This window comes from Chloroflexota bacterium (genome assembly GCA_023475225.1).
Classification (GTDB): domain Bacteria; phylum Chloroflexota; class UBA6077; order FW602-bin22; family JAMCVK01; genus JAMCVK01.
Genome location: JAMCVK010000049.1, coordinates 1 through 21,147, shown reverse-complemented (window position 1 = coordinate 21,147; position 21,147 = coordinate 1). Strand labels below are relative to the sequence as shown.

Sequence of the window (21,147 nt, the reverse complement as noted above, 5' to 3'; positions counted from 1 at the left end):
GCTTACCTACCGTGCTCCGGTGATCACCGATTATCTTATTCCGTCCTATCTTATCTTCGCCATCTGGATTGGTGTAGCTGGGGGACTCATGCTGAAAATGGTTTATAGAGGTGTAGGGCTGGTGGGGCGATCGCTCTCGGGCATAGTGGTGAACTATGCTGTGTCTTTGGCCACTGGACTGCTGGCGGTGCTGTTGTTGACCTTTCCTGTGCACATGGCTATCAGAAACTGGCCTGGACTTGACTACAGCCAGGATCGTGCCGCTGAGCGCTTTGGGATGGGGGCACTGCAAAACGCCAAAAAGGAGGCCGTCATCATGGCGGATTGGGAGCACGCCACAATACTTTGGTACTACCAGTTGGTAGAGGGGCTACGTCCGGATTTACAGGTAAAATATGTCCATCCCGAGGGTGAGATAGTTCCCTGGCTGCGCCGCGCTGAGGGTGATCTGGCCCGGGGAGTGGTCTATCTCACTCGCTATGACCCGGAGATTGCCCGTCGTTACCGGCTTCGCCCAGCCGGGCCTCTTGTCGAGGTGTGCTCTGAACCGGACTTCCAAATGCCTGCTGCCATGAAGCAGGTTGGGGCTAACTTTGCGAATAAGGTGAAGCTACTCGGCTACAAGTTGTCGAGGAGTAAGGCAGAGCCGGGTGGCAGCGTACATGTTACCCTTTACTGGCAGGCGTTGGAGCGCATGGATAGGTCCTACAACGTCTTCGTGCACCTCATTGACGCTCAAAAACGGATTTGGGGGCAAAGGGACGGTGTGCCTGTGAAGGGTTACTACCCAACCAATCGCTGGGTGCAGGGAGAGGTGATAGCCGACGAATACGAGCTAATGGTGTTACCCTTCACCCGACCGGGCGAATATGCTCTGGAGGTGGGAGCCTATGAAACCCCAACGCCGACGACTTGGCGACGCCTGCCGCTGTTGGGGACGGATGGGTCGTCTCAGGGTGATAGCGTTCAACTCGGAACGGTGCAGGTGATCAGCTGTGATTATCCTCTATTGCCAGCTGCTTTCCCCCTCCACCGTAATTTCGGCAATGTCGTGGAGCTTTTGGGCTATGACCTGGTGCGGAAGTCTGGCGATGGCTTGAGCCTGACAACATACTGGCGGGCGCTCCGCCCACTTCATACGGATTACAGGATGTTCATTGGAGTAGATGGGGATGCTTCAGGGCCGGCAGATCGGCTGGGGGGGCGCTATCCTACAAGTGCCTGGGTGCCCGGTGAACTCGTGCGAGAGCGGCGTGAGGTTCGCCTGTCCTCAAGCAAGGCTACCGTCTCGCATCTCACCCTTGGTCTTATCGATGCAATGGGCCGTGATGTTCCCCTACTAGGTGGTTGGCTGATCCCTCGCGATGATCGCTTGGAGATAGCTGTGCTGTCTGATCCTACCCCCTTAAGGGTTGATTTCAATGGTCAATTTCTCTTGCTGGGCTATACTCTGAGTAAGACAAGGCTCAAGCCGGGCGATTCCTTGACCGTGAGCCTTCGCTGGCAGGCTTTACGTAAGATAGACGAGGATTGCTCCATCTTTGTCCATCTATTAGATAAAAACGGACGACTCGTCGCCCAGGATGATGGTGTCCCAGTCTATGGCGGTTTTCCGACGACGCGCTGGGTAACAGGGCACGCCGTCACCGATAGACATACCTTGAGGCTTGGCGCGGAAGCCCTCCCGGGTGAATACCACTTGCAGGTGGGCGTCTATCCCAGCCGTACAGAGCAGCGTCTTCCGGTCCTGGATGAGGAGTTGGCCCTGGCTTTACAAGGTGACCGTTTGCTTCTCGGGAGCGTCTGGGTTGGAACTAAGCCAGCTGAGTGATAGATACAAGTCGGAGGTCGGCGAAGAAAAGGGGCGCGTGAAGCATAGAATAGACCTGAACTGGTTCTCGCTCTTGCTCCTGACCCTGCCGGTGGCCTATCCTCTTCTTGCCCCCGGTTTCATTGGGACGCACGCCTATGGTGATAGTCCTTTTCTCATTCTGCGCCTGCTCGAGCTGGATAGAGGTATTCGTGACGGGGTCTGGTACCCCCGCTGGGCGCCTGATTTTGCCTATGGTTATGGCTATCCCTTCTTGAACTTTTATGCTCCCCTGGCCTACTATATAGCCGAATTCCTTCATTTATTTGGGTTTGGCTTCCTTCTATCCCTGAAGCTCACGGCTTTGCTATCCCTGGTTGCCTCCGGAATATTCATGTATCTTTTTGCTCGAGGCCTGTGGGGACGGCGTGCTGCCCTTCTGGCTGCCATCGCTTATATTTACGTCCCTTTTCATCTCGTAAACGTATATGCCCGCGGTGATGCGCTGGGAGAATTTACGGCCTACACTCTCTTCCCAGCTGTCCTTTGGTCATTTCACCAGGTAGTGACCACCATGCGCTATCGCTACATTGTTCTGAGCGGCGTTCTTTATGGAGCGCTGATCCTCACCCACAACATCTCAGCTTTCGTCTTCACTCCGTTGCTACTCGCCTTCGTGGCCTTCGACCTGCTGGCATTGGTCAGGGGAGAAGCGCTGGGGCACACCCAAGCCTTTCCACCCTACCTCAGGGTGGGGGCGTCTCTATTGGCCATCCTTTTGGGGCTGGGGCTCAGCGCCTTCTTCTGGTGGCCGGCCCTGGGAGAGCGTTCTTACGTCCAGCTGGAGGGCATGACGACCGGCTATTTTGATTACCGAAATCACTTTCTACCCATCAGCAGGCTCTTTGCCCTGGATCTGGCTTATGACTATAACCTTGATGCCCTGGGCAGTAAAGGATTACCCTTCCACCTCGGTTTGGCCCAAGCCGTAGGCGTGGGTATCGCCCTGCTCCTGTTGTTGGCTGTGACTCTAGCCCACGCCCTTAATCCCCGTCCATCTCATCCAGCAAGTGGAGGGTGTGAGGCTGAAGAACGAAAGGTCGAGAGAGACTATGCCCAGGGATTGCTAGCGCTCTGGTTTTTTGCGGTGGCGCTGGTAGTCATCATCTTCCTGATGCTCCCCTCTTCAGCCCTGGTCTGGCGTAGCGTGCCCTTGATGCCTCTCATTCAGTTCCCCTGGCGTCTGCTTGGGCTGGCTGGTCTGGGAACGAGCATCATCATCGGCTCTTTGCCTTTCCTGCTGAGACGAAAGACGAAATTAGTTGTCCTTTGCCCTTGGCTTATAGGGGCGGCCCTGATCGCCTCGGTGACGCTCAACCTGCGGCCGGAACGTCTCGAATTGGCTGAATCCGATATCGGCCCACCACGGATATTCGAGTATGAATACCTGAGCAGCAGCATCGGCACTACGGCTCGTCAGGAGTATTTGCCTGTCTGGGTTAGGGAACGTCCTTGGACTTCATCAGTCATGCTCACTTATCCCTGGCGAAGCAAGATCGACCTAGTGCGCACCAGCAAAGGCGCTAGAGTGCAGGTGCTCACTGATAAGTCGAGCTATAAGCGCTTGCGCCTTGTGGCGGATAAAGACAGCGAGGTTGTGCTGAACCTCTTTTTCTTTCCGGGCTGGCAGGCACGGCTGGACGGCCAGTCGGTGCCTATTGCGCCTCAGGAGGCAACCGGGCTGATAGTAGTAAACGTACCAGCTGGGGAACATTTCCTCGAGATAAGGTTCGGTGATACGCCATTACGCTCAATGGCCAGAGGTATTTCTATCGTCAGCCTGTTCGTGTTGGCCTTGCTGACGATTGGAGGCGTTAGACAGCTAAAGGAGGAGACGGTCGTAGCCCATACGCTGGAGCAAAAGACGACTATAGGGGAAGTCATCGTTGTGGCTATCGTGGTGGGCATCGTGATGGTGGTCATGGCTCGTTGGATCGATCCATGGAACCCGGGGGGGACAGGCAGGGAGGTTCTGGGACTACAGACCGTAGCAGCAGATATTCACGCGCCGCTGGCACATAGACATACGGCCGGCATCAGGATGGGTGACCGACTCACCTTCCTTGGTTATGACATTGATTCGCTGACGACTGCTCCGGGTGAACGTCTGTCGCTCGTTGCTTACTATCGGGCGCAGCAAGACGTATATGGGGAATATCAGATGGCTGCTCGCCTGGTGGCTGCGGCAGAATACATCCGGGCCCAGGAGCGCACCCTATGGAGACATGTGGCCCGCCTGTCCCTGAACCTTTCAAAGGGTGAGGTGTTCGAGTCCAGTCACAGTCTAATGGTCCCACCGGGCACGGCCCCGGGGCTGTACTGGCTCGAGCTTCGAGTGAGCGCCGAAGGCCAGCCTCTTCCAGTATTGAGTACAACTGGTTCACCCACTGATCGGAACATCCTGATCGGCCCAATCATAGTGAAGAAGGGTAAAGCGCCCGTCTCCCTGGATGAGGCCTCGCTACAACCGGTCCAGGCAGTTTTTGGCCACCTGGTGCGATTACTCGGTTATCAATCCCAGGTCAGCGCCACATCGCAACAGGACGGGATACCCATCACCCTCTACTGGCAGGCGCTTTCGTCGATGAAGGCCGACTACCGGGTTTCTCTCCGGCTGCTCGATGCGCAGGGACATAATTGGGGGCAGTCCGATGACCAGCCGTGTGATGGTTTCTATCCGACGAGCCTTTGGAATACTGGCGAGGTAGTGCGGGATCAACACAATCTCCGCCCGCTTGTGGGGACCCCACCGGGAGAATACACCCTGGAGGTTCGCCTTTATCCCCTGGCTACCCTACGTTCGCTGGAGGTCTTCGATGCCACCGGAAAATCTTTGGGCACGGCGATCAGACTGGGGGCGGTGCGCTTGGCCGAGGTACAGGGGGAAGGGGAGCGTGATTTGGGTGTGCAGCATTGGCTTGAGGTCAAATTGGGTGACCAGTTGGAGCTCATCGGTTATAATCTGGAGAGCTGGTCAGGGAGGGTGGGCGATAGCGTCCACCTGACGTTATTCTGGCGCAAGCTGCCAGGCTTAAGCCGTGACTATGACCTCGTTCTGGAGATACTTGACCAGGGCGGAAAGGCATTGGTGCAGCACAGGACCTACTTGGCCAACGCTGGGTTTCACCCGATTCTTTGGCCGGAGGGTTGGATTGTACGGGGACAGTACGATTTGCCTGTCGGGGCAGAGGTGCCGGCCGGCACTTATAGTCTGGGACTGAACCTCGTTGATGTTAAGGGAAAGTGGCGCCTGTTGCCGCAGGACGTAGTGTTGCGTTCGCTGACTGTAGAGTCACGGGCACGCCATTTTACTATACCACCGATCTCTCATCCCCAGGTGGCGAACCTGGGGAATCAGGTACGTTTCCTCGGCTTCGATCTCGATAAAATCTCTGCCCGGGCCGGTGAGAATTTGCATCTGACGCTATACTGGCAGGCAATCGGTCCGATGGATAAAAGTTATAGCGTCTTCGTCCATCTCTTGGATGGGCAGAATCATATCTGGGGACAGAAGGATAATCTACCTGGCGATGGTGCCTTACCGACCTCTGGTTGGGCAGCGGGCGAAGTCGTGATTGATAAATATGAGTTACCGATCAAGGCTGAGGCACCGCCTGGGGAATACAGGATAGAAATCGGGATGTACGAGTCCGCCAGTATGCAACGCCTGCCCATTCTGGATGAGGAAGGAAAGGTTAAGGCGGACCACCTGATTCTAGGCGTGGTAAAGGTGGAACAGTAGTTGTCCTTAGACAGGGACTTTCACAATGGGGGTGCATCTGCCGAAGGTCCGCCTACGGCGGACTGAGGTTTGGGATATCCTCAATTTCCCTTCCCCCCTTCTCCCTAAAGACAAGGGGGAGAGTCCAGAGAGGGCTCACCCTCTCTGGCAGGGGCACTGGGGGTGTCCCCCAGGTTCGCTTTATCCCCCCTTCTCCCAAAGGGCGAAGGGGGCAGGGGGATGAGGGTATTCAAACGAGGGTCCTAGGGCTCCGCCTCGAAGAGTCTTCGACCTAGTTTATTCTTCCCCCTCTCCCCGAAGCGGGAGAGGGGGACAGGGGGTGAGGGCACTGATAACAAATACCAGGCTACGCTGGCTGGAGATAGGGTTGTTGCTGACCATCATCCTCTTGCTGGCAGCGCCGTTACGTCTCTACGCCATAGATACTATTCCCCCAGGGCTTAGCCTGGATGAGGCGGCCGAGGGCCTGGACGCGCAGCGTATTCTGGTTGGATGGCTGCCAGTGTTCTTGCCCAGTAACAATGGACGGGAAGCCCTTTTCGCTTATGTTGTAGCTACGGTCTTTCAGCTATTTGGCCCTACGGCAGCGGCCATCCGGCTGGCGGCAGCAATCCTGGGCATTTTGACCGTGCCGGCCACCTACCTTATGGTTCGGGCCCTATTTGGTCGTCGAGTAGCTGTCTTGACTGCTATCTTCTTGTCCATTTCGTATTGGCACGTATCCCTCAGCCGCCTAGGATTGCGGACTGTAGCCCTGCCGCTCCTGGGGGCCCTTGCCCTCTACTTTCTTTGGCAGGCACTGGGATCAAACCGGGTTTGGTGCTGGATTATGGCTGGTGTATCATTAGGGCTCAGCCTGTATACCTATGCGCCTGCCCGGCTGCTGCCGCCGCTGCTGGCGGTGGCTGTCCTTCTTTGGTTGGTCACCCATCGGAAAGTGATATCCTGGCCGAGCCGTATACCTGGGGTATTGCTCTGCTTCATTGTCGCTGGCTTGGTCTTTGCGCCCTTGGTCCTCTACTTTTGGGCCCATCCAACCGATTTTCTTGGACGGGCTGAGCAGGTCTCTCTGTTAAATGCGGTGCGGGCCGGCGCCGACTGGTCAGCTGTGCTTACAGGAAACATCGCTAAAACATTGGGGATGTTTCTCTGGCAGGGTGATCTTAACCCGCGTCACAACCTGCCGGGGCGAGCCGTCTTCGATCCTCTTCTGGGGGGATTGTTTGTGGTGGGGCTAGGGTTGGCCGTGTGGCGAGCGCGTCAGGTGGAGTATGGCTTAAGTCTCTTGTGGCTTGCGGTGATGCTGACGCCATCTATCCTGAGCGATAGTGCCCCTCACGCTCTCCGCGCTGCTGGAGTCCTACCGCTGCTCTTTGTCTTGCCGGCTATCGCCATGGTCGCTGCCTGGGATAAGCTACAGAAATGGCTACCCCTGGCTAAAAAGGCTCGTATCCTGCAAGCCACTGGTATGGCGGCGGTAGTGCTGCTCGCCGTCATCGAGGGCGGGTGGACGGCAAGGGACTACTTTGGAAGGTGGGCTGGGCGACCCGACACGGGGGATGCCTTCAACGTGGCCGAAGTAACCCTGGCCGATTACCTGAATCAGCTGCCTGCTTCCACCCGTGTTTATGTTGGACCGTTGGCCAGGGATCATCCCACCGTTCGTTTCTTGACCAAACACTGGGAGATGGTCAGGCCCTTCCCAGCCAGCTGCCTGCCCCTGCCGGAGACGGCTTCGACCGATGTCATTTACCTGTTAGGTGTGTCCCCGGACCCTGGTCGTATCCGAAGATACTTTCCGCAAGGGAACTCCGGCCCTACGGTGGAAGACCCTTATGGGCGTCCAGTCTTCCGCAGTTACTTTATACCAGCTGGAACGCGCCTGCAAAGTCCTCCGGCGCCCTCTCATTCACTGCGGGTGAGTTTGGGAGAGGAGATCGAACTGCTGGGTTACGATCTGGACGGCACTTTGAGGGCGGGTGAAAACCTGTCCCTAACGCTTTATTGGCGAGCCAGGCGAGCCCCACTCAAGGATTACACTATCTTTATCCACCTGGTAGACGAAGATGGGCATATCTGGAGCCAAAGGAATAGCGGCCCAGGGGATGGTGATTATCCTACCTCCTATTGGGACCAGGGCGAGGTGGTGATCGATCGTCATACGTTGCCCATCCCCTCCGATGCCGTTCCTGATACGTATAATATTGTCATAGGCATGTACCCGGAAGGGGGTGGAGCGCGCCTCGGCATTCAGGGGGCAACGGGACGAGACCAGGGCAACCAACTGGTATTGGCTAGCGTTCACATCGCCAGGGCCATCTCGCCCCCTGACCCGGCACGTCTACCTATCGGCAGGAGGATGGAGGCCGCCTTTCGGCCTGATGAGAGGTCCCCAGAACAGATCAGGCTTCTTGGATACACCCTGGAAACCGCTCGTGTGTTACCAGGACGAGCGATTCGTCTGATTCTCTTCTGGCAGGTGCTTGGCAAACCCGCGGAAGACTATACTGTTTTAGTGAGGGGGCGGGATGAGAAGGGTACCGTCGCTTTTGAGGAGGCAGTGCGACCGGTGCGGAGTCGGTATCCAACGGTACAATGGGAGGCAGGGGAGATCGTCCGCGATGAACACGATGTCCTGGTGGGGGCTCGTGTCAGACCAGGAGGTTATCATCTGACGGTGGCTCTGTACAAGACTGTCAGTGAAGAGCCACTGCGGGCTGTGCTTGCCGGACAAGAACTGGATGAGATCGCCTTGCCGGATGGTGTACAGATGGAGGCGCTGGAGCGGACCTTCGCCATACCACCGATCCAGAACCAGTTGACAGCCAGGTTTGGGGAGGCTGTCCAGTTTCTGGGCTATGACCTCACTCCGGTGGCTGTAAAGGGGGGCGGTTCGCTGGAGCTGACCCTTTATTGGCAGGCTATCAGAGAGATGGAGACGAGCTACACGGTATTCACCCATCTCTTGGATGCGCAGGAGCGGATCTGGGGGCAAAAGGATGATCGCCCTGTGGGTGGCGCTCGCCCCACCACCTCCTGGGCGAGGGGTGAGGTCATCATTGATCGCTACGAGATCGCCGTCAAGGCCGGGGCACCTCCTGGCGAATACCGCCTGGAGATCGGCATGTACGATGCCGTCACGGGGCAACGTCTACCGGTCTATGGTCAGGATAGTCGTTCCCTAGGAGACCGTCTCCTGTTGGCGCCAGTACTGGTCGAAGTCCGCTGAGCTGGGGAACGTGGAGGGGAAAAGCTCATGGGTTTGAAAGTGATAGGGTGTGCAGAGAGACAACGTCCTTCTGCTGGCCTGCCCGCCGCAGGTGGGGGTTTGGGATATCCCCATTTTATTCCCCCTTTATTCCCCCTCTCCCGTGCAGCGGGAGCTGGGGAGGTCAAGGAGTCCTTCTGTGGAAGGATCCTTGGAGGGTTCTAGGGCTCTGCCCTAGTCTATTATACCACCCGCGCAGTGGGAGCTGGGGAGGTCAAGGAGGGAGGGCGCAGCCCCACTACTTGGAGGGTTCTAGGGCTCTGCCCTAGTTTAGTTCCCCCTCTCCCGTCCCCCCTGGGGGACGGGAGAGGGGGACAGGGGGTGAGGGCACTTAAAAATGAACAAACGAAAGCGTATGGCTTGGGGGAAGCACCGTCTAAAGGAGAAGAAGCGTAAACAAAGCCGAGGTTAGCAGGACGATTCGCCGTCGGCTATGAGAGGGTGATGAGTATCTGTCCCCAAATCCGCCTTCGGCGGATTCAAGGTAGCCCTTCCTGCGGCAGGAGGGCACATCCCCAGACCCCTGCAGCGACCCTATCGCTATTTTACAGTGCGCTCCTTATAATTAAGCCCAGTTCGTGGCTCTATTTGGGGAGGCGGGGCAGTGCGTGTAATCGGATTGACGGGGAATATCGCCTGCGGCAAAAGCACTGTCGCAAGGATGCTGGTGCGTCTGGGTGCTGAGGTAATTGATGCTGATGTGATAGCCCACGAGGTGATGGCTCCCGGTACAGATGTCTGGCGAGCAGTAGTAGCTCAATTTGGGCAAGGAATCTTACGGCCTGATGGGACGATCGACCGCTCCATTCTGGGGAGTATGGTTTTTGCTGATCCCGCTGCCCTGAAGAGGCTAGAGGAAATCGTCCATCCGGCGGTAATCCAGATTATCGAATCCAGGATCGCTGCCTCTAAAGCTACCGCTGTGGTCATAGAGGCGATTAAGATGATCGAAAGTGGATTGTATAAGCGCTGCGACTCCTTATGGGTCGTAACCTGTCATCCGGAGCAGCAGCTGTCTCGTCTGATGGCTCAAAAGGGACTGACGACCGAAGAATCCTGGTTACGCATAAAGGCCCAGTCCCCACCCGAAGAGAAGGTGCGTTTGGCCGATATAGTTATCGACAACAGTGGAACAAAGGAAAGGACTTGGCATCAGGTATGGCGAGCCTGGACTAGAGAATGTTCTACAGGTAACACTTGATGTTTTCGGCCACGGACCTGTTTAGGCCTGGTAGGCGACTGATTTCAGTGATGCTTGCCTCGCGGATGGCGTCGATGGTGCCGAAGTGCTTAAGTAGAGCGGCCTTCCGCTTGGGTCCAACGCCTGGTATCTCCCCTAAGAGGGAGCTGAAGGTTGTCCGCTTGCGCATTGCCTGATGATAGGACAGGGCGAAGCGGTGGGCTTCATCACGGATGCGCTGGATGAAATACAGGCCCTGTGCGGTGGGAGGCAGGGTGATCGGCTCCACACAGTCAGGCGTGAAGAGCTCCTCGTGTTCCTTGGCTATGGCCACGATGGGCACAGTGGATATATTCAACTCTTTCATAGCGTCCAGAGCGGCGTGGAGTTGTCCCTTACCGCCATCAACGATTACCAAATCCGGCAATATTCCCCAGTCGGTCTTATCCGGGATGAGCGTTGTCTGGCTATCCGGTTCCAGCGACCTACTTGCCTTAACGGCTCGTTTGAAACGGCGCTGAAGCACCTCCTGGAGCATAGCATAATCGTTGGCCCCGGGAACCGTCTTTATTTGAAAACGGCGATATTCGCTCTTCTTCGGTTGTCCCCGCTCAAAGACCACCATTGAACCCACCGCTGAGGTACCGCGGATGTTGGAGATATCGTAACACTCGATCCGTTTAGGTAGTGCAGGCAACTTAAGATACCTGGCTATCTCCTCCACGGCCAGCCGTGTCTTTTGTTCGTCAGCCAGCCACTGGGCGCGGAGTTGCTCCAGCGCTTCGGCCGCATTTTCGGCTACCAGGTCTACTAACTTTTTTCCTTCACCCTTGCGGGGTACCCGAATGACTACCTTGTCCCCACGCTTATTTCGTAGCCACTCGTCGATCACCTTTGGCTCGTCCAACTCACTCTGCAATAGCAAACGGGGAGGGATGTCGGCTGCTCGATCATAAAACTGCATGACGAAGGAGCCCATTATCCTTCGGGCATCCTCATCCTGGGTCCCTTCAAGGACGAAGTGTTCTCGTCCGATAAGCTTACCACCTCTGATAAAGAACACCTGGACGCATGCTTCGCCGTCGTTGCGCGCCAGGGCAATTACGTCTTGATCGTGCATCGCCGTGGAGAGGACCCTCTGATGTTCGACGACCATTTCTATGGCTCGGAGTTGATCGCGCAGGAAGGCGGCTCGTTCGAATTGGAGAGACCCTGCGGCCTTATTCATTTCTTCGCGCAACTGTTTGATAATTTGTTCCTGTTTACCCTCCAGGAAGAGACAGACCTGCTGTATCACGGAAAAGTATTCCTCGCGCCCGATGGCCCCGATACATGGACCCAGGCAGCGGTGAATGTGATAGTCGAGGCACGGCCGTTTGTCGGTGCCGGTAAGGGGTCTCTTGCAAGAGCGATAGGGGAACAACTTTTTCAACAAATCAAGCGTACGGCGGACAGATTTAGAACTAGCGAAGGGTCCAAAGTATCTGGCACCATCCCTTTCATAGCGGCGGGTGATGTAGACGCGTGGCCATGTCTCATCCAGGCTTATCCGCAAATAGGGGTAGTTCTTGTCATCGCGCAGTCGCACGTTATACTTGGGTCGATGCCGTTTGATAAAGTTGCATTCGAGGATGAGTGCTTCAAGGTCAGAATCGGTGACGATGAATTCGTAGTCTGCGATTTGAGGGATCATCAGCCGGTTTTTAAGCGATTGCCCTTGACTCTGGAAGTAGGAACGGACCCTGTTTCTAAGCTTGCTGGCCTTACCGACGTAGAGGACCTCGCCTCTTTCGTTCTTGAAAAGGTAGACTCCAGGCTTACTGGGCAGCGACTTTAATTGTTTGTCTATTTGTAGCCGCTCCATAGGAGCTCTTTCTAGGGGAGAACAACTCGCTCAGATAATATCCTTTAAAAGGATTATATAAAGAGGATGAGAGATTAGCAAATTACTAACAGGTGAAATTGACAAGCGGGCCGTCCTCGGCTATGATCAAGGTGGCGACATCTTGGACATGCCCAACCTCTCCAAGATATACCCTGTGGCTGGGGGATAATCCGTGTATAGGCGCAGGTCGGTGAACATCGTCTTGGCCGTTACTGTTATAGCCATCCTCGTTCTCGCCCTCTTCGGGGTGTATCGCCTGATGAGCACGCCTTTGGAGGAGAAGGCCCTTCGCTCTACGCCCACAGCTACGGTAGCGGAGACCGATTACCTCGCTTTGGGTGATGATCTGCTGAGCCAGGGTAAAGTGGATGAGGCGATGGAGAACTACAGCCGTGCGGCACAACTGAAACCTGATAGTGCCAAGGCGAATGCCTATTGGGGCAAGTGCTTATATATCCGTGGTCAGACGGCCGCAGCTGTCGTTAAGCTGCAAAAAGCGGTGGAGCTTGAGCCCAATAACGCTACATATCGTGCTCTCCTCTCGCTCGCTTATGATTGGAATAAAGAGTATTCTAAGGCCAGTGAGAGCGCGCAGAAAGCTGTGGAGCTGGCCCCTACGCTGGCCTTAGCCCACGCAACCTTGGCCGAAGCCCTCGCCGATAGCGGGCAGTTGGAGAAGGCTATGGTAGCGGCAAGGAGAGCCGTTGATCTGGACGATAAAAGTGCTGATAGCCACCGTGCTTATGGCTATGCCCTACAATCCGTAGGTAAATTTCAGGAGGCGGAGGCGGAATACCGTAAAGCCATAGAATTGCAGCCGAATATGACCTACTTCCGCCTAACTTTAGCTGCGCTTTACAGGCGTATGATGCGCTATGACGAGGCCATCAGGGAGTTTCAGAAGATCACGGAGATGGAACCAAATAATCCCCAGGGCTTTGAAGGGATCGGGCTCAGTTACTATGATCAGAAAAAATATGCGGAGGCCGTCGTCGCTTTTAAGAAGGCGGCGGAATTGGATCCGAAGCGAGCTGGAACGCAGAGTTATATCGGATGGTCTTATTATCTGCAAGAGAAGTATGACCTGGCCATCCCTTATTTCCAGGAGGCAGTGCGTTTGGAGCCCGAACGGGCGGAAGCCTATGAAGGGCTGGGCTGGTGTATGTATATGGCGCAGCGCTACGATGAGGCCAGGGAGGCATTCAACAAGGCTCTTCAGATTGACCCTAATCGGCAGTTGGCCAAGCAGGGCTTGAAGGCGCTGGAGAAAAAGTGAGCGCGGGTTACTTCTTGTCTGTTTTACGCAAGGCGGCGGTGATGGCACCGAACAACGTCAGTTGTTTGGACTTGGCTTGTCTCTTTTTCCCCTTCGTTTTTGCGGGTTGCTTGACCTTCGGTGAATCTGGGGGTGAGGTCTTAGGCGGTTTTTCCGCGGCAGCGGCCCGCTGAGGCGATCTCGGTTCAGATCGCCTCTGAACCTGTCCCTGGCTGGGTTTCACCTGAGCTGAGGCCGTTGACGTGGCAGGAGTGGCTTTAGCCACAGCGGTCTTTGCCCTGGACTGGCTCTTGGCCCTGCCGGCTGCTTCGCCGGGCGCAACCTTCCTGCTCTTTTCTGGTGCTGTGGGCATCGTTCCGGCCTGCTTTGCTGCTGGCTTAGCCTGCGCCATTTTCTTGGCTGGGACAGTCGCTGTGGCCACCTTCATCTTCTCCGCTTTGGTTTGTTTAGCTGCTGGTTCGGCTTGTATCGTCTTCTGGGGCGGGACAGTCGCCGTGGCTGCCTTGATCTCCTCTTTTTTGGTTTGCTTTGCGGCTGGTTTAGTCGGCGCCGTCTTCTTGGTTGGAATGGTGGCAGCGACTGCCGTTTTCTCCTTTTTGTCAGTTGGCGCCTTCGTTGAGGCCATCTTGCTTCCCTTCGTCTTCGCTTTCTTAAGCGGTCCTCTATCCGTTTCAGGCGCTGGCTCCTCTGTAAGTATCGCTCCTGGCCCTTTAAGATGGATGAGGGAGGTTATGCCTTTACCTTCGCCCATATCCGCCAGTGCCGTTCCCTGTGCTGTCCGGCTCATCAGCGGGATACTATCCACCGGGAGACGTACGGCTGATCCTTCCGAGAGAGTGATGATCAATTCATCGGTCGTCCAGACGACGCTTGCTCCAACGATGGAACCTGTCTTCGCCGTAATATTGGCCACACGCACCCCACCGCCACCCCGCCCGTGGGTGGGAAAATCGCTCAAGGCTACGCGTTTAGCATACCTATTGCGTGTAATCACTAAGAGTGCCAGGCCTGGGCGCACTACGTCCATCCCTATTACTTTATCCCCAGCCTGGAGCTTAATGGCGCGCACTCCTCCACTGGTGCGGTTGCTGGGACGCACTTCCTCCTCACGGAACCTGAGCGCCTGCCCTTTTTGGGTGACGATGATCACTTCATCCTGGCCACTTGTAAGCACCATCTTCACCAGCTCGTCTCTATCTGGTAAATCGGTGGCGATGATTCCGGCGGGGCGAGTGGAGGCGTATTCTTTGAGGGCGACACGTTTGACCTGTCCGCCGCTCGTGATCAGAAGACAGTAACCATCGCCATCGGAAGTGGAAAGGGCTACGCTGCCCACAATCGTTTCTTGTTCCCCAAGGGCGAGCAAGTTGCCTATAGGGACGCCCTTAGATTGCCGGTTACTGTCGGGGATTTGATGGGCTTTCAGCCCATATACTCGGCCGCGATTGCTGAAGAAGAGTACATTGTCATGGGTATTGGCAATACATAGATTTTGGATAGGTTCTTCCTCACGCCAGCTCACCCGGGGGGGGCTGCTCCTGGCGGCTCGGCGCTGGGGGTGATAGATATCGCTTGATAGGCGTCTGATATAGCCCTTAGGGCTGATGATGATGGCCACCTCCTGTTCCGGAATCAAATCTTCGTCACTGAAATCAGCAGCCTCCTCGGCTATTATCCTTGTTCGCCGGGCATCACCGTACTTGGTCTTGATCTCCAGTAGTTCGTCCCGGATCAGGTAGAGTATCTTAACAGGATGGGCAAGTACATCCTCGAGGTGGGCGATGAGTTTGATGGTATCCCCGTATTCGTTCACTATCTTCTTGCGTTCAAGAGCAGCCAGTCGGCGCAGCTGCATATCCAGGATCGCTTGGGCCTGAATCTCGCTCAAATGGAAGTTCTTGATTAGGGCCACTCGAGCGGTGTCAGCGTCTTGAGCTCTACGAATCGTGGCAATGACCTCATCCAAATGATCTAGAGCAATCTTCAAACCTTCTAGGATGTGTAGGCGTTGGCGGGCCTTTTCCAGATCAAAGACGGTCCGGCGGGTGACGATCTCGCGGCGATGGTTCAGGTAATGCAGGAGCATAGCCTTTAGATTAAGCACGCGTGGTTGCCCGTCCACAAGGGCCAGCATGTTGACGGTGAAGGCAGATTGCATGGCGGTGTACTTGTAGAGCTGGTTGAGGATCTGCTTAGGGGCTGCATCGCGCTTTAGCTCGACGACGATGCGCATCCCCTCTCGATCGGATTCATCGCGCAGCTCGGAAATACCCTCAAGGCGGCGATCGTGCACCATCTCGGCGATCTTCTCCAGGAGACTGGATTTATTGATTTGGTAGGGCAATTCGGTGATGATGATTTGATACCGTCCACCCTTAACTTCCTCGATATGAGCCCGAGATCTGATGGTGATGCGGCCGTGACCAGTAGTATAGGCGCTGTTTATCCCCTCTTGTCCTAGAATGATGCCGGCGGTGGGAAAATCTGGCCCCTTAACGATCTTCATTAAGTCTTCAGGTGAGATGCTGATCATCTCATCGACCACGGATACCAGGGCTCGGATACGCTCTTCCTCTGAGGGACGCTTGCCCGCCCTTTCAGCCAAGGTGCGGACTTTAGCCAACACCGCTGGATCAATCTTTTTCAGAACGCCACTAAGGAGTTGGCTATCAAGCGGTGTACGTAGGACACGAGACCAAACAACCTCGAAGGGGATACCACTCTCGACGCATCGTTCCATCTGTTGGATGATGTAGACAAGCGCCTCCACAATTTCATTGAGATTGTGTGGAGGAATATTGGTAGCCATGCCGACGGCGATGCCAGTAGCGCCGTTGAGAAGTAACTGAGGAATCCTCGCCGGCATGACGGTTGGTTCCTTGAGTGTACCATCGAAGTTAGGGACAAAGTCTACTGTATTCTTGTCGAGGTCGGCCAGCATCTCATCGGCCGGCGGGGCCAAGCGAGCCTCGGTATAGCGCATGGCGGCTGGTGGATCGCCATCAACGGAACCGAAATTTCCTTGTCCATCAATGAGCATATAGCGCATCGAGAAGTCCTGGGCCATACGCACCATTGTTTCGTAAACTGGCGCATCACCGTGGGGATGATACTTGCCCAAGACCTCACCGACGATACGGGCGCTTTTCTTATAGGGGCTATTGTGGCGCAAACTGAGCTCGTCCATCGCATACAGGATGCGGCGTTGGACCGGCTTCAGCCCATCACGGACATCCGGTAGGGCGCGAGCGGTGATCACGCTCATAGCGTAATCCAGGTAGGCGCCCTTCATCTCCTCTTCGATCTTTATCGGTTTAACTAAACCAATTTCCATAGTGTTGACGAAATCCCTCTACTTCGGTCGTTGCCTCGTCTCCAAGGTTGGCTTGCCAGAAGGTCCTTTACGGACGAAAATGTTCTTCTCCCATTGAGCTTCTGTCTCGGGATAATCAACTCTGATGTGCGCCCCCCGGCTCTCCCTTCGCATCTTGGCGGCGCTGGTGACCATCTCAGCCACTGTCAGCATGTTTTGCAGTTCCAGCAGGTCCATTAGCTCCATATTATACATTAGAGAGTGATCAACAAAGATTGTTCGTGGGAGTTCGGCACGGAGAGACCGCAGTTCAGTCAGGGCCATGTTCAAGTTGCTCTCGTCGCGTAAGACCCCAACACGCTGGGCCATAATCTCCTGCAATCTCCGCTTAATAGAGGTTGGAGATTTGTTCGGTCCGCTTCGCCTCAGATGAGCGGTGATACGTTCCTCCTCGTGTCTGATCTCGGCCTCATCAAGTGGTATCGTTTTCGCTGTATTGGCAAGGTCAGCGGCAGCGGTACCGGCACGGGCACCAAATACACAAATTTCTGATAGAGCGTTGCCTCCCAACCGATTGGCTCCATGCACACCGCCAGCGACTTCACCGGCCGCAAATAATCCGGGGACGGTTGTTTCGCATTGGGGATTTATCCTGATCCCTCCCATGAAGTGGTGGCACATAGGCTTTACCTCCACTGGTCCGCGGATCACGCCGACTCCGCTTCGCATCAGCTTTTCTAGGAAGTGGCCGTACTCCTTCCATAGTGTCTCCTCCCCTGAGATGGAGAGGTCCAGGTAGACACAGCCTCTGTCCGTCCCTCGTCCTTCGCTAATCTCGGTAGCGATGGCTCTGGCCAGGATATCCCTTGTGCTGAGATCTTTCTTTTCAGGGTCATATCTGGCCATAAAGCGCTCGCCCAGCCGATTCCACAGGATACCACCGGTGCGGTAACGCATCATGGCACCGATGGTGCGATTAATGCCTAATCCTCGTGGATATGCTAGACCTACGGGGAAGAACTGAACAAACTCCATATCCAGCAGCTCTGCCCCTACATCATAGGCCAGAGCATAGCCATCGCCTGTTAAAGGACGGGGGGCTGTGTTTTCCGGGTAGAGCTCCATCGCTCCGCCGGTAGCCAGAACGACCGCCTTAGCGGCCAGTGCCACCATCTGCCCGGAGGTAAGGTTGAGGCCAAGGGCACCAACTACTCGCCGGTCATGCGTAAGGAGCTTGGTGATAAAAGTATGCTCGATGAGGCGTATCTCGCGCTGGCGTCGCAGCTGACGTAGAAGACCATCGATCATCGCCTTGCCGCTGGCGAAGTCGGCGTGAAGGGCGCGGCGGTAAGTGTGACCGGCAGCTGTGACCTGCAAAAACTTATTCCCTTGCTTAACAAAAGGTACCCCCCAACGCTCCAACTCCAGCATGCGCTCCGGCGCCTCTTTGGTGAATACTTCTACCAGGGCAGGGTCGTTCAAGTAATGGCCGGCGCGCATGGTATCCTCGAAATGAACCTTCCAGTTATCCTCTGGATCGGTATGACCCAAGGCCGCACACACGGCGTAGAGCCCTGTCACAGTGGCTCCGGACCGCCCGACACAACCCTTATCTACGATGGTTACTGTTGCCCCACGGTCAGCCGCGTCGAAAGCGGCGAAGATCCCTGCGGCACCGGAACCGATGATCAACACATCTGTGGTGGCTGACGGTGCCTTAAAATTACTGACCATATCTCACCTCGACGAGCGTGTTAGCGTATCCAATGTGTTCGTCCCTGAACGTATGTGACCTCTATCGTGCCGTGACGTTGGGTTAGGTCATCGTCCTTATGTTTGTTACCAGGTCACGGATGATCTTGCCCTTAGGCACGGGCCTTATCTGCGTCCCATCCTCGGCTGGGGTGAGGCAGAGATAGCTGACCCGGCCGTTGACGGAGGCAAGACAGAGTTTGCAACTATTATCGTAGCGGCAGGAGTAGAGAAAGGCCAGGCTGGGGTCGTACAGTTCTCGTATTTTGACCAGGCAGTCCAGGAGGCTCATCCCCTCTTCGTAGGGGACTACATAGGATCTCATTGTTGGTGCCTCATCTGTTTGAGGATTAAACCGCTGAACATGGATGGTGATCTCCGCCGACCTCATGCAGTTCTTACCTCCGGCTTTCGGGATCGATTTTCTCAGACAGCACTTCGTTACATGGTGCGTGGTTATGCTATCACGGGTGGAGCTTCTGGTCAAGGCGAGTTGCCATTTGCATCGGTAGCCAAGGCCATGCTCCCCAGATGGTCGGTCTCCTCTACGGCGGCCTATTCTGTGGGGACGGAGTGGGTGTCAGGGTCTGGCCGGTTATCACGATGCGCCAGCCACGCTTCTCCAAGTCCCTCCAGGTCAGCGTCTCACTCCAGACTACATTGCCTTCCTCATCTTTGGCTTCAAATAAGATAGGATACGGCTCTACATCCCTGGACATGAGTGTGCTGAAGGTGTGAATTTCGTACGGCGGGAGCTTTCCCTGCATCCCTGTATACCCGTGCCTAGTCGTGTAGATAGCGATCGTTCGATTGGTCTGATTCTCATAGGTAATACCTACACCAGGGTCGCAGCTAGTCAGCGTGAATCCCCCTACCGCTACCAGCAGAATAGCGAAAAACAGCCAATGCCTCACCAGGGCCACCACCCCCCACTCGGGTACAGTGGAGGTAAACCAGCGCGAAGGTTGGCAGTTACTTCCAGTGGGTTTAGGGCATGACCTCCAACCTTTGTTTGGAAGATTTTCTGTAAAACGTGTCCACTGGCCTCGCCCGCCGCATAAAGCGGCAAAAAGAAAGGACCTAGCACATCGTAGTCCTCTACGTGGCCGCCTATCTCGTGGCGATGCAGCTCGCTGCCCAGAGGAACTTCCTGCCTCGCCAGCACATTGTGTCCTAGAGTCAAAGCCTCAGCGTTGAACGGCCCCTCCATGACCCACGCGGTTGGTCCTCCCACCTTCTCCCAAACAATCACTAGTTCGCCCTTGTGAACCTCGTACCTGGCCTTTCCCCCTCCTAAATGCCCGGCCAGCACACCCAGCAGGTCATTCAACCAGTTCCATCCCGTTTCGGTCATAGCCCAACCTACCGACCCTGAAAACGCAGCAACCTTGTAGGCCAGTCCTTCTATGCCTTGCCCTTCAAGCAGCCCACGCACAGCAGCCATCCTCTCGTTGTAGTTGCCAACCCAATCAGCACCAGGATGGGCGTCCATCCACAGCTTCTCCAGCCAGTCCGACTCGGTGGGCCAGCGCCCGTGCTCCTGGTAGAAGGCATTCACCCAATCGGGAGGAGGTTGGTGCCCACTGGGATCAGGACAGCACAAGGGGGATCGTCCCCAGACCCAGCTATGGTATTAACGAGGGCCTAGGTTATCTCTTGCCCGGCCTTGTCCCTCCCCCGTGCTTATTCACGGCACTCTTTTTCCAAAGAGGAATATTAGAAGACTCCCCATTATGCCCCCAACTATTAGCACGATGGCGGACACATCAATCAACCTGCTCAGCAGCGATTCCGGTGGTATACTGATAAACCAGTCAAGGATAGGCGGGCAGAAAACTAATAGGAGGGTTAGGATCAAAGAAACCGTACCTATGGCTAGAGGTAACAGCCCCCTTCTCTCTTTATGGTAGCTGCTAAAAAGCCAGTACCAGAGAGCGCATCCTACGATAACAAGACCATAGGTTATGAGGGCTGTTACAGGACCATATATTTCTAGAACACGCCACATGTACCCACCTCGTCACCCGTGCGTCTCGTACCAGTGTCTCTCCCAGTCCTCCTGAGTGGGTGGCCGGCCAGTCTCCTTCAGGAACTGCAACGACCACAAGCGGTCAAGGAGATCATCGAAGGTAGGTGACCGCCCATGCTCAGTGGTAAACTCCGATTCCCAGGGGTCAACCGGGGGTGACGGCTCTGGACTTGGCATCGCCGTGGGGATGAGCATGTCATAATCTAAAGGAATGGAGGTGGGTGTTGGCGTTGGGGTCGGTGTAGGTGTTGGGATCCCCTCGGTTACTAGCTGGGATAGGCTCTTTGCGTATTTAAGATTGGTTACTGCTGTTCCCAAGATGGTGGTTAACAGCATTCCTATTATGAACTTCTTCGCTTCTGGATCGAGGTTGCCACCCCCACTCGGCATCCAGAACGGACTACCTGAAGTGTTGAGGTCGTTCAGCATCCGCTGTATCTCCCGGGACTGCTTTTTATCGGGCCGAGGTGCGGAGCCAAGGAGGGTCTGCAATCCCTCAATTGGACTACGGAGCTCGATCGAGGGCAACTCCATCTGGGATAGGCGCTGGCTGAGCTGCAGGGCAGATACGGTGAGCGCCGTAGCACCCCCGGCCATAAGCCAGTAGTAGAGAGGAATCCCCCATAGCGCTACTACTGGCACGTTTCCACTGGGATCCTTGTACTTCAGCGGGTTGTTCAGGGTATAGCTATATCTGTTCAGGCCCTGCGGGTTCTTGTAGTCGGGCACGATCGTATCCGCACTGAGGAAGCGCCCCAGGCTGGGGTCATAGGCCCTTGAGCCGTACCAGTAGAAACTGCTCAGCTCGTCCCAGGTCTGAGCGGTATAGGCC

13 protein-coding genes and 1 pseudogene are annotated in these 21,147 nt (G+C 55.6%); 5 read left to right on the top strand and 9 right to left on the bottom strand.

Annotated features, from left to right (window positions below; translation table 11 throughout):
- The 4 genes from M1136_12455 to coaE form a co-directional block, all read left to right on the top strand.
- Nucleotides 1-1,831, top strand: a 1,831-nt coding sequence (locus M1136_12455; protein MCL5076435.1) for a hypothetical protein, incomplete at its 5' end; no start/stop codon positions are given.
- Nucleotides 1,809-5,612, top strand: a complete 3,804-nt coding sequence (locus tag M1136_12450) for a glycosyltransferase family 39 protein (GenBank protein ID MCL5076434.1) — start codon at nt 1,809-1,811, stop codon at nt 5,610-5,612. The genes M1136_12455 and M1136_12450, both read left to right, overlap by 23 nt.
- Before the next feature lie 319 nt (nt 5,613-5,931).
- Nucleotides 5,932-8,841, top strand: a complete 2,910-nt coding sequence (locus M1136_12445; GenBank protein MCL5076433.1) for a glycosyltransferase family 39 protein — start codon at nt 5,932-5,934, stop codon at nt 8,839-8,841.
- A 643-nt stretch (nt 8,842-9,484) separates the two neighbouring features.
- On the top strand, nt 9,485-10,081 hold the full coding sequence (gene coaE, locus M1136_12440; GenBank protein ID MCL5076432.1) for a dephospho-CoA kinase: 597 nt from the start codon (nt 9,485-9,487) through the stop codon (nt 10,079-10,081).
- Here coaE and uvrC read toward each other — a convergent pair.
- Nucleotides 10,065-11,924 (bottom strand): excinuclease ABC subunit UvrC, encoded by a 1,860-nt coding sequence (gene uvrC / locus M1136_12435; protein ID MCL5076431.1) that lies wholly within the window; start codon nt 11,922-11,924, stop codon nt 10,065-10,067. The two genes, coaE and uvrC, sit on opposite strands and share 17 nt — an antisense overlap.
- A 193-nt stretch (nt 11,925-12,117) precedes the next feature.
- On the opposite strand from uvrC, the gene M1136_12430 reads away from it, so the two are divergent.
- Nucleotides 12,118-13,221 (top strand): tetratricopeptide repeat protein, encoded by a 1,104-nt coding sequence (locus M1136_12430; GenBank protein MCL5076430.1) that lies wholly within the window; start codon nt 12,118-12,120, stop codon nt 13,219-13,221.
- Nucleotides 13,222-13,228: 7 nt separating this feature from the next.
- Here the strand turns inward: M1136_12430 and M1136_12425 are convergent, their stop codons facing one another.
- The 8 genes and pseudogenes from M1136_12425 to M1136_12390 form a co-directional block, all read right to left on the bottom strand.
- Nucleotides 13,229-15,727: a DNA gyrase subunit A gene (locus M1136_12425; protein ID MCL5076429.1), complete on the bottom strand. Its 2,499-nt coding sequence runs from the start codon at nt 15,725-15,727 to the stop codon at nt 13,229-13,231.
- Between the two features lie 237 nt (nt 15,728-15,964).
- Nucleotides 15,965-16,555, bottom strand: a pseudogene (locus M1136_12420) (DNA gyrase subunit A).
- Between the two features lie 18 nt (nt 16,556-16,573).
- Nucleotides 16,574-18,268, bottom strand: coding sequence for an FAD-dependent oxidoreductase (locus tag M1136_12415; GenBank protein ID MCL5076428.1), 1,695 nt, complete (start codon nt 18,266-18,268; stop codon nt 16,574-16,576).
- Between the two features lie 82 nt (nt 18,269-18,350).
- The gene (locus M1136_12410) at nt 18,351-18,611 is read right to left on the bottom strand and encodes a 2Fe-2S iron-sulfur cluster-binding protein (protein MCL5076427.1); all 261 of its coding nucleotides are present in this window, start codon (nt 18,609-18,611) and stop codon (nt 18,351-18,353) included.
- Nucleotides 18,612-18,831: 220 nt separating this feature from the next.
- Nucleotides 18,832-19,209: a hypothetical protein gene (locus tag M1136_12405; GenBank protein ID MCL5076426.1), complete on the bottom strand. Its 378-nt coding sequence runs from the start codon at nt 19,207-19,209 to the stop codon at nt 18,832-18,834.
- On the bottom strand, nt 19,197-19,889 hold the full coding sequence (locus M1136_12400) for a hypothetical protein (protein MCL5076425.1): 693 nt from the start codon (nt 19,887-19,889) through the stop codon (nt 19,197-19,199). The genes M1136_12405 and M1136_12400 overlap by 13 nt, the downstream gene beginning before the upstream one ends.
- Nucleotides 19,890-19,973: 84 nt before the next feature.
- The gene (locus tag M1136_12395; protein MCL5076424.1) at nt 19,974-20,294 is read right to left on the bottom strand and encodes a hypothetical protein; all 321 of its coding nucleotides are present in this window, start codon (nt 20,292-20,294) and stop codon (nt 19,974-19,976) included.
- Nucleotides 20,295-20,306: 12 nt separating this feature from the next.
- Nucleotides 20,307-21,147: hypothetical protein (locus tag M1136_12390; protein ID MCL5076423.1), on the bottom strand; the 841-nt coding region annotated here is incomplete at its 5' end.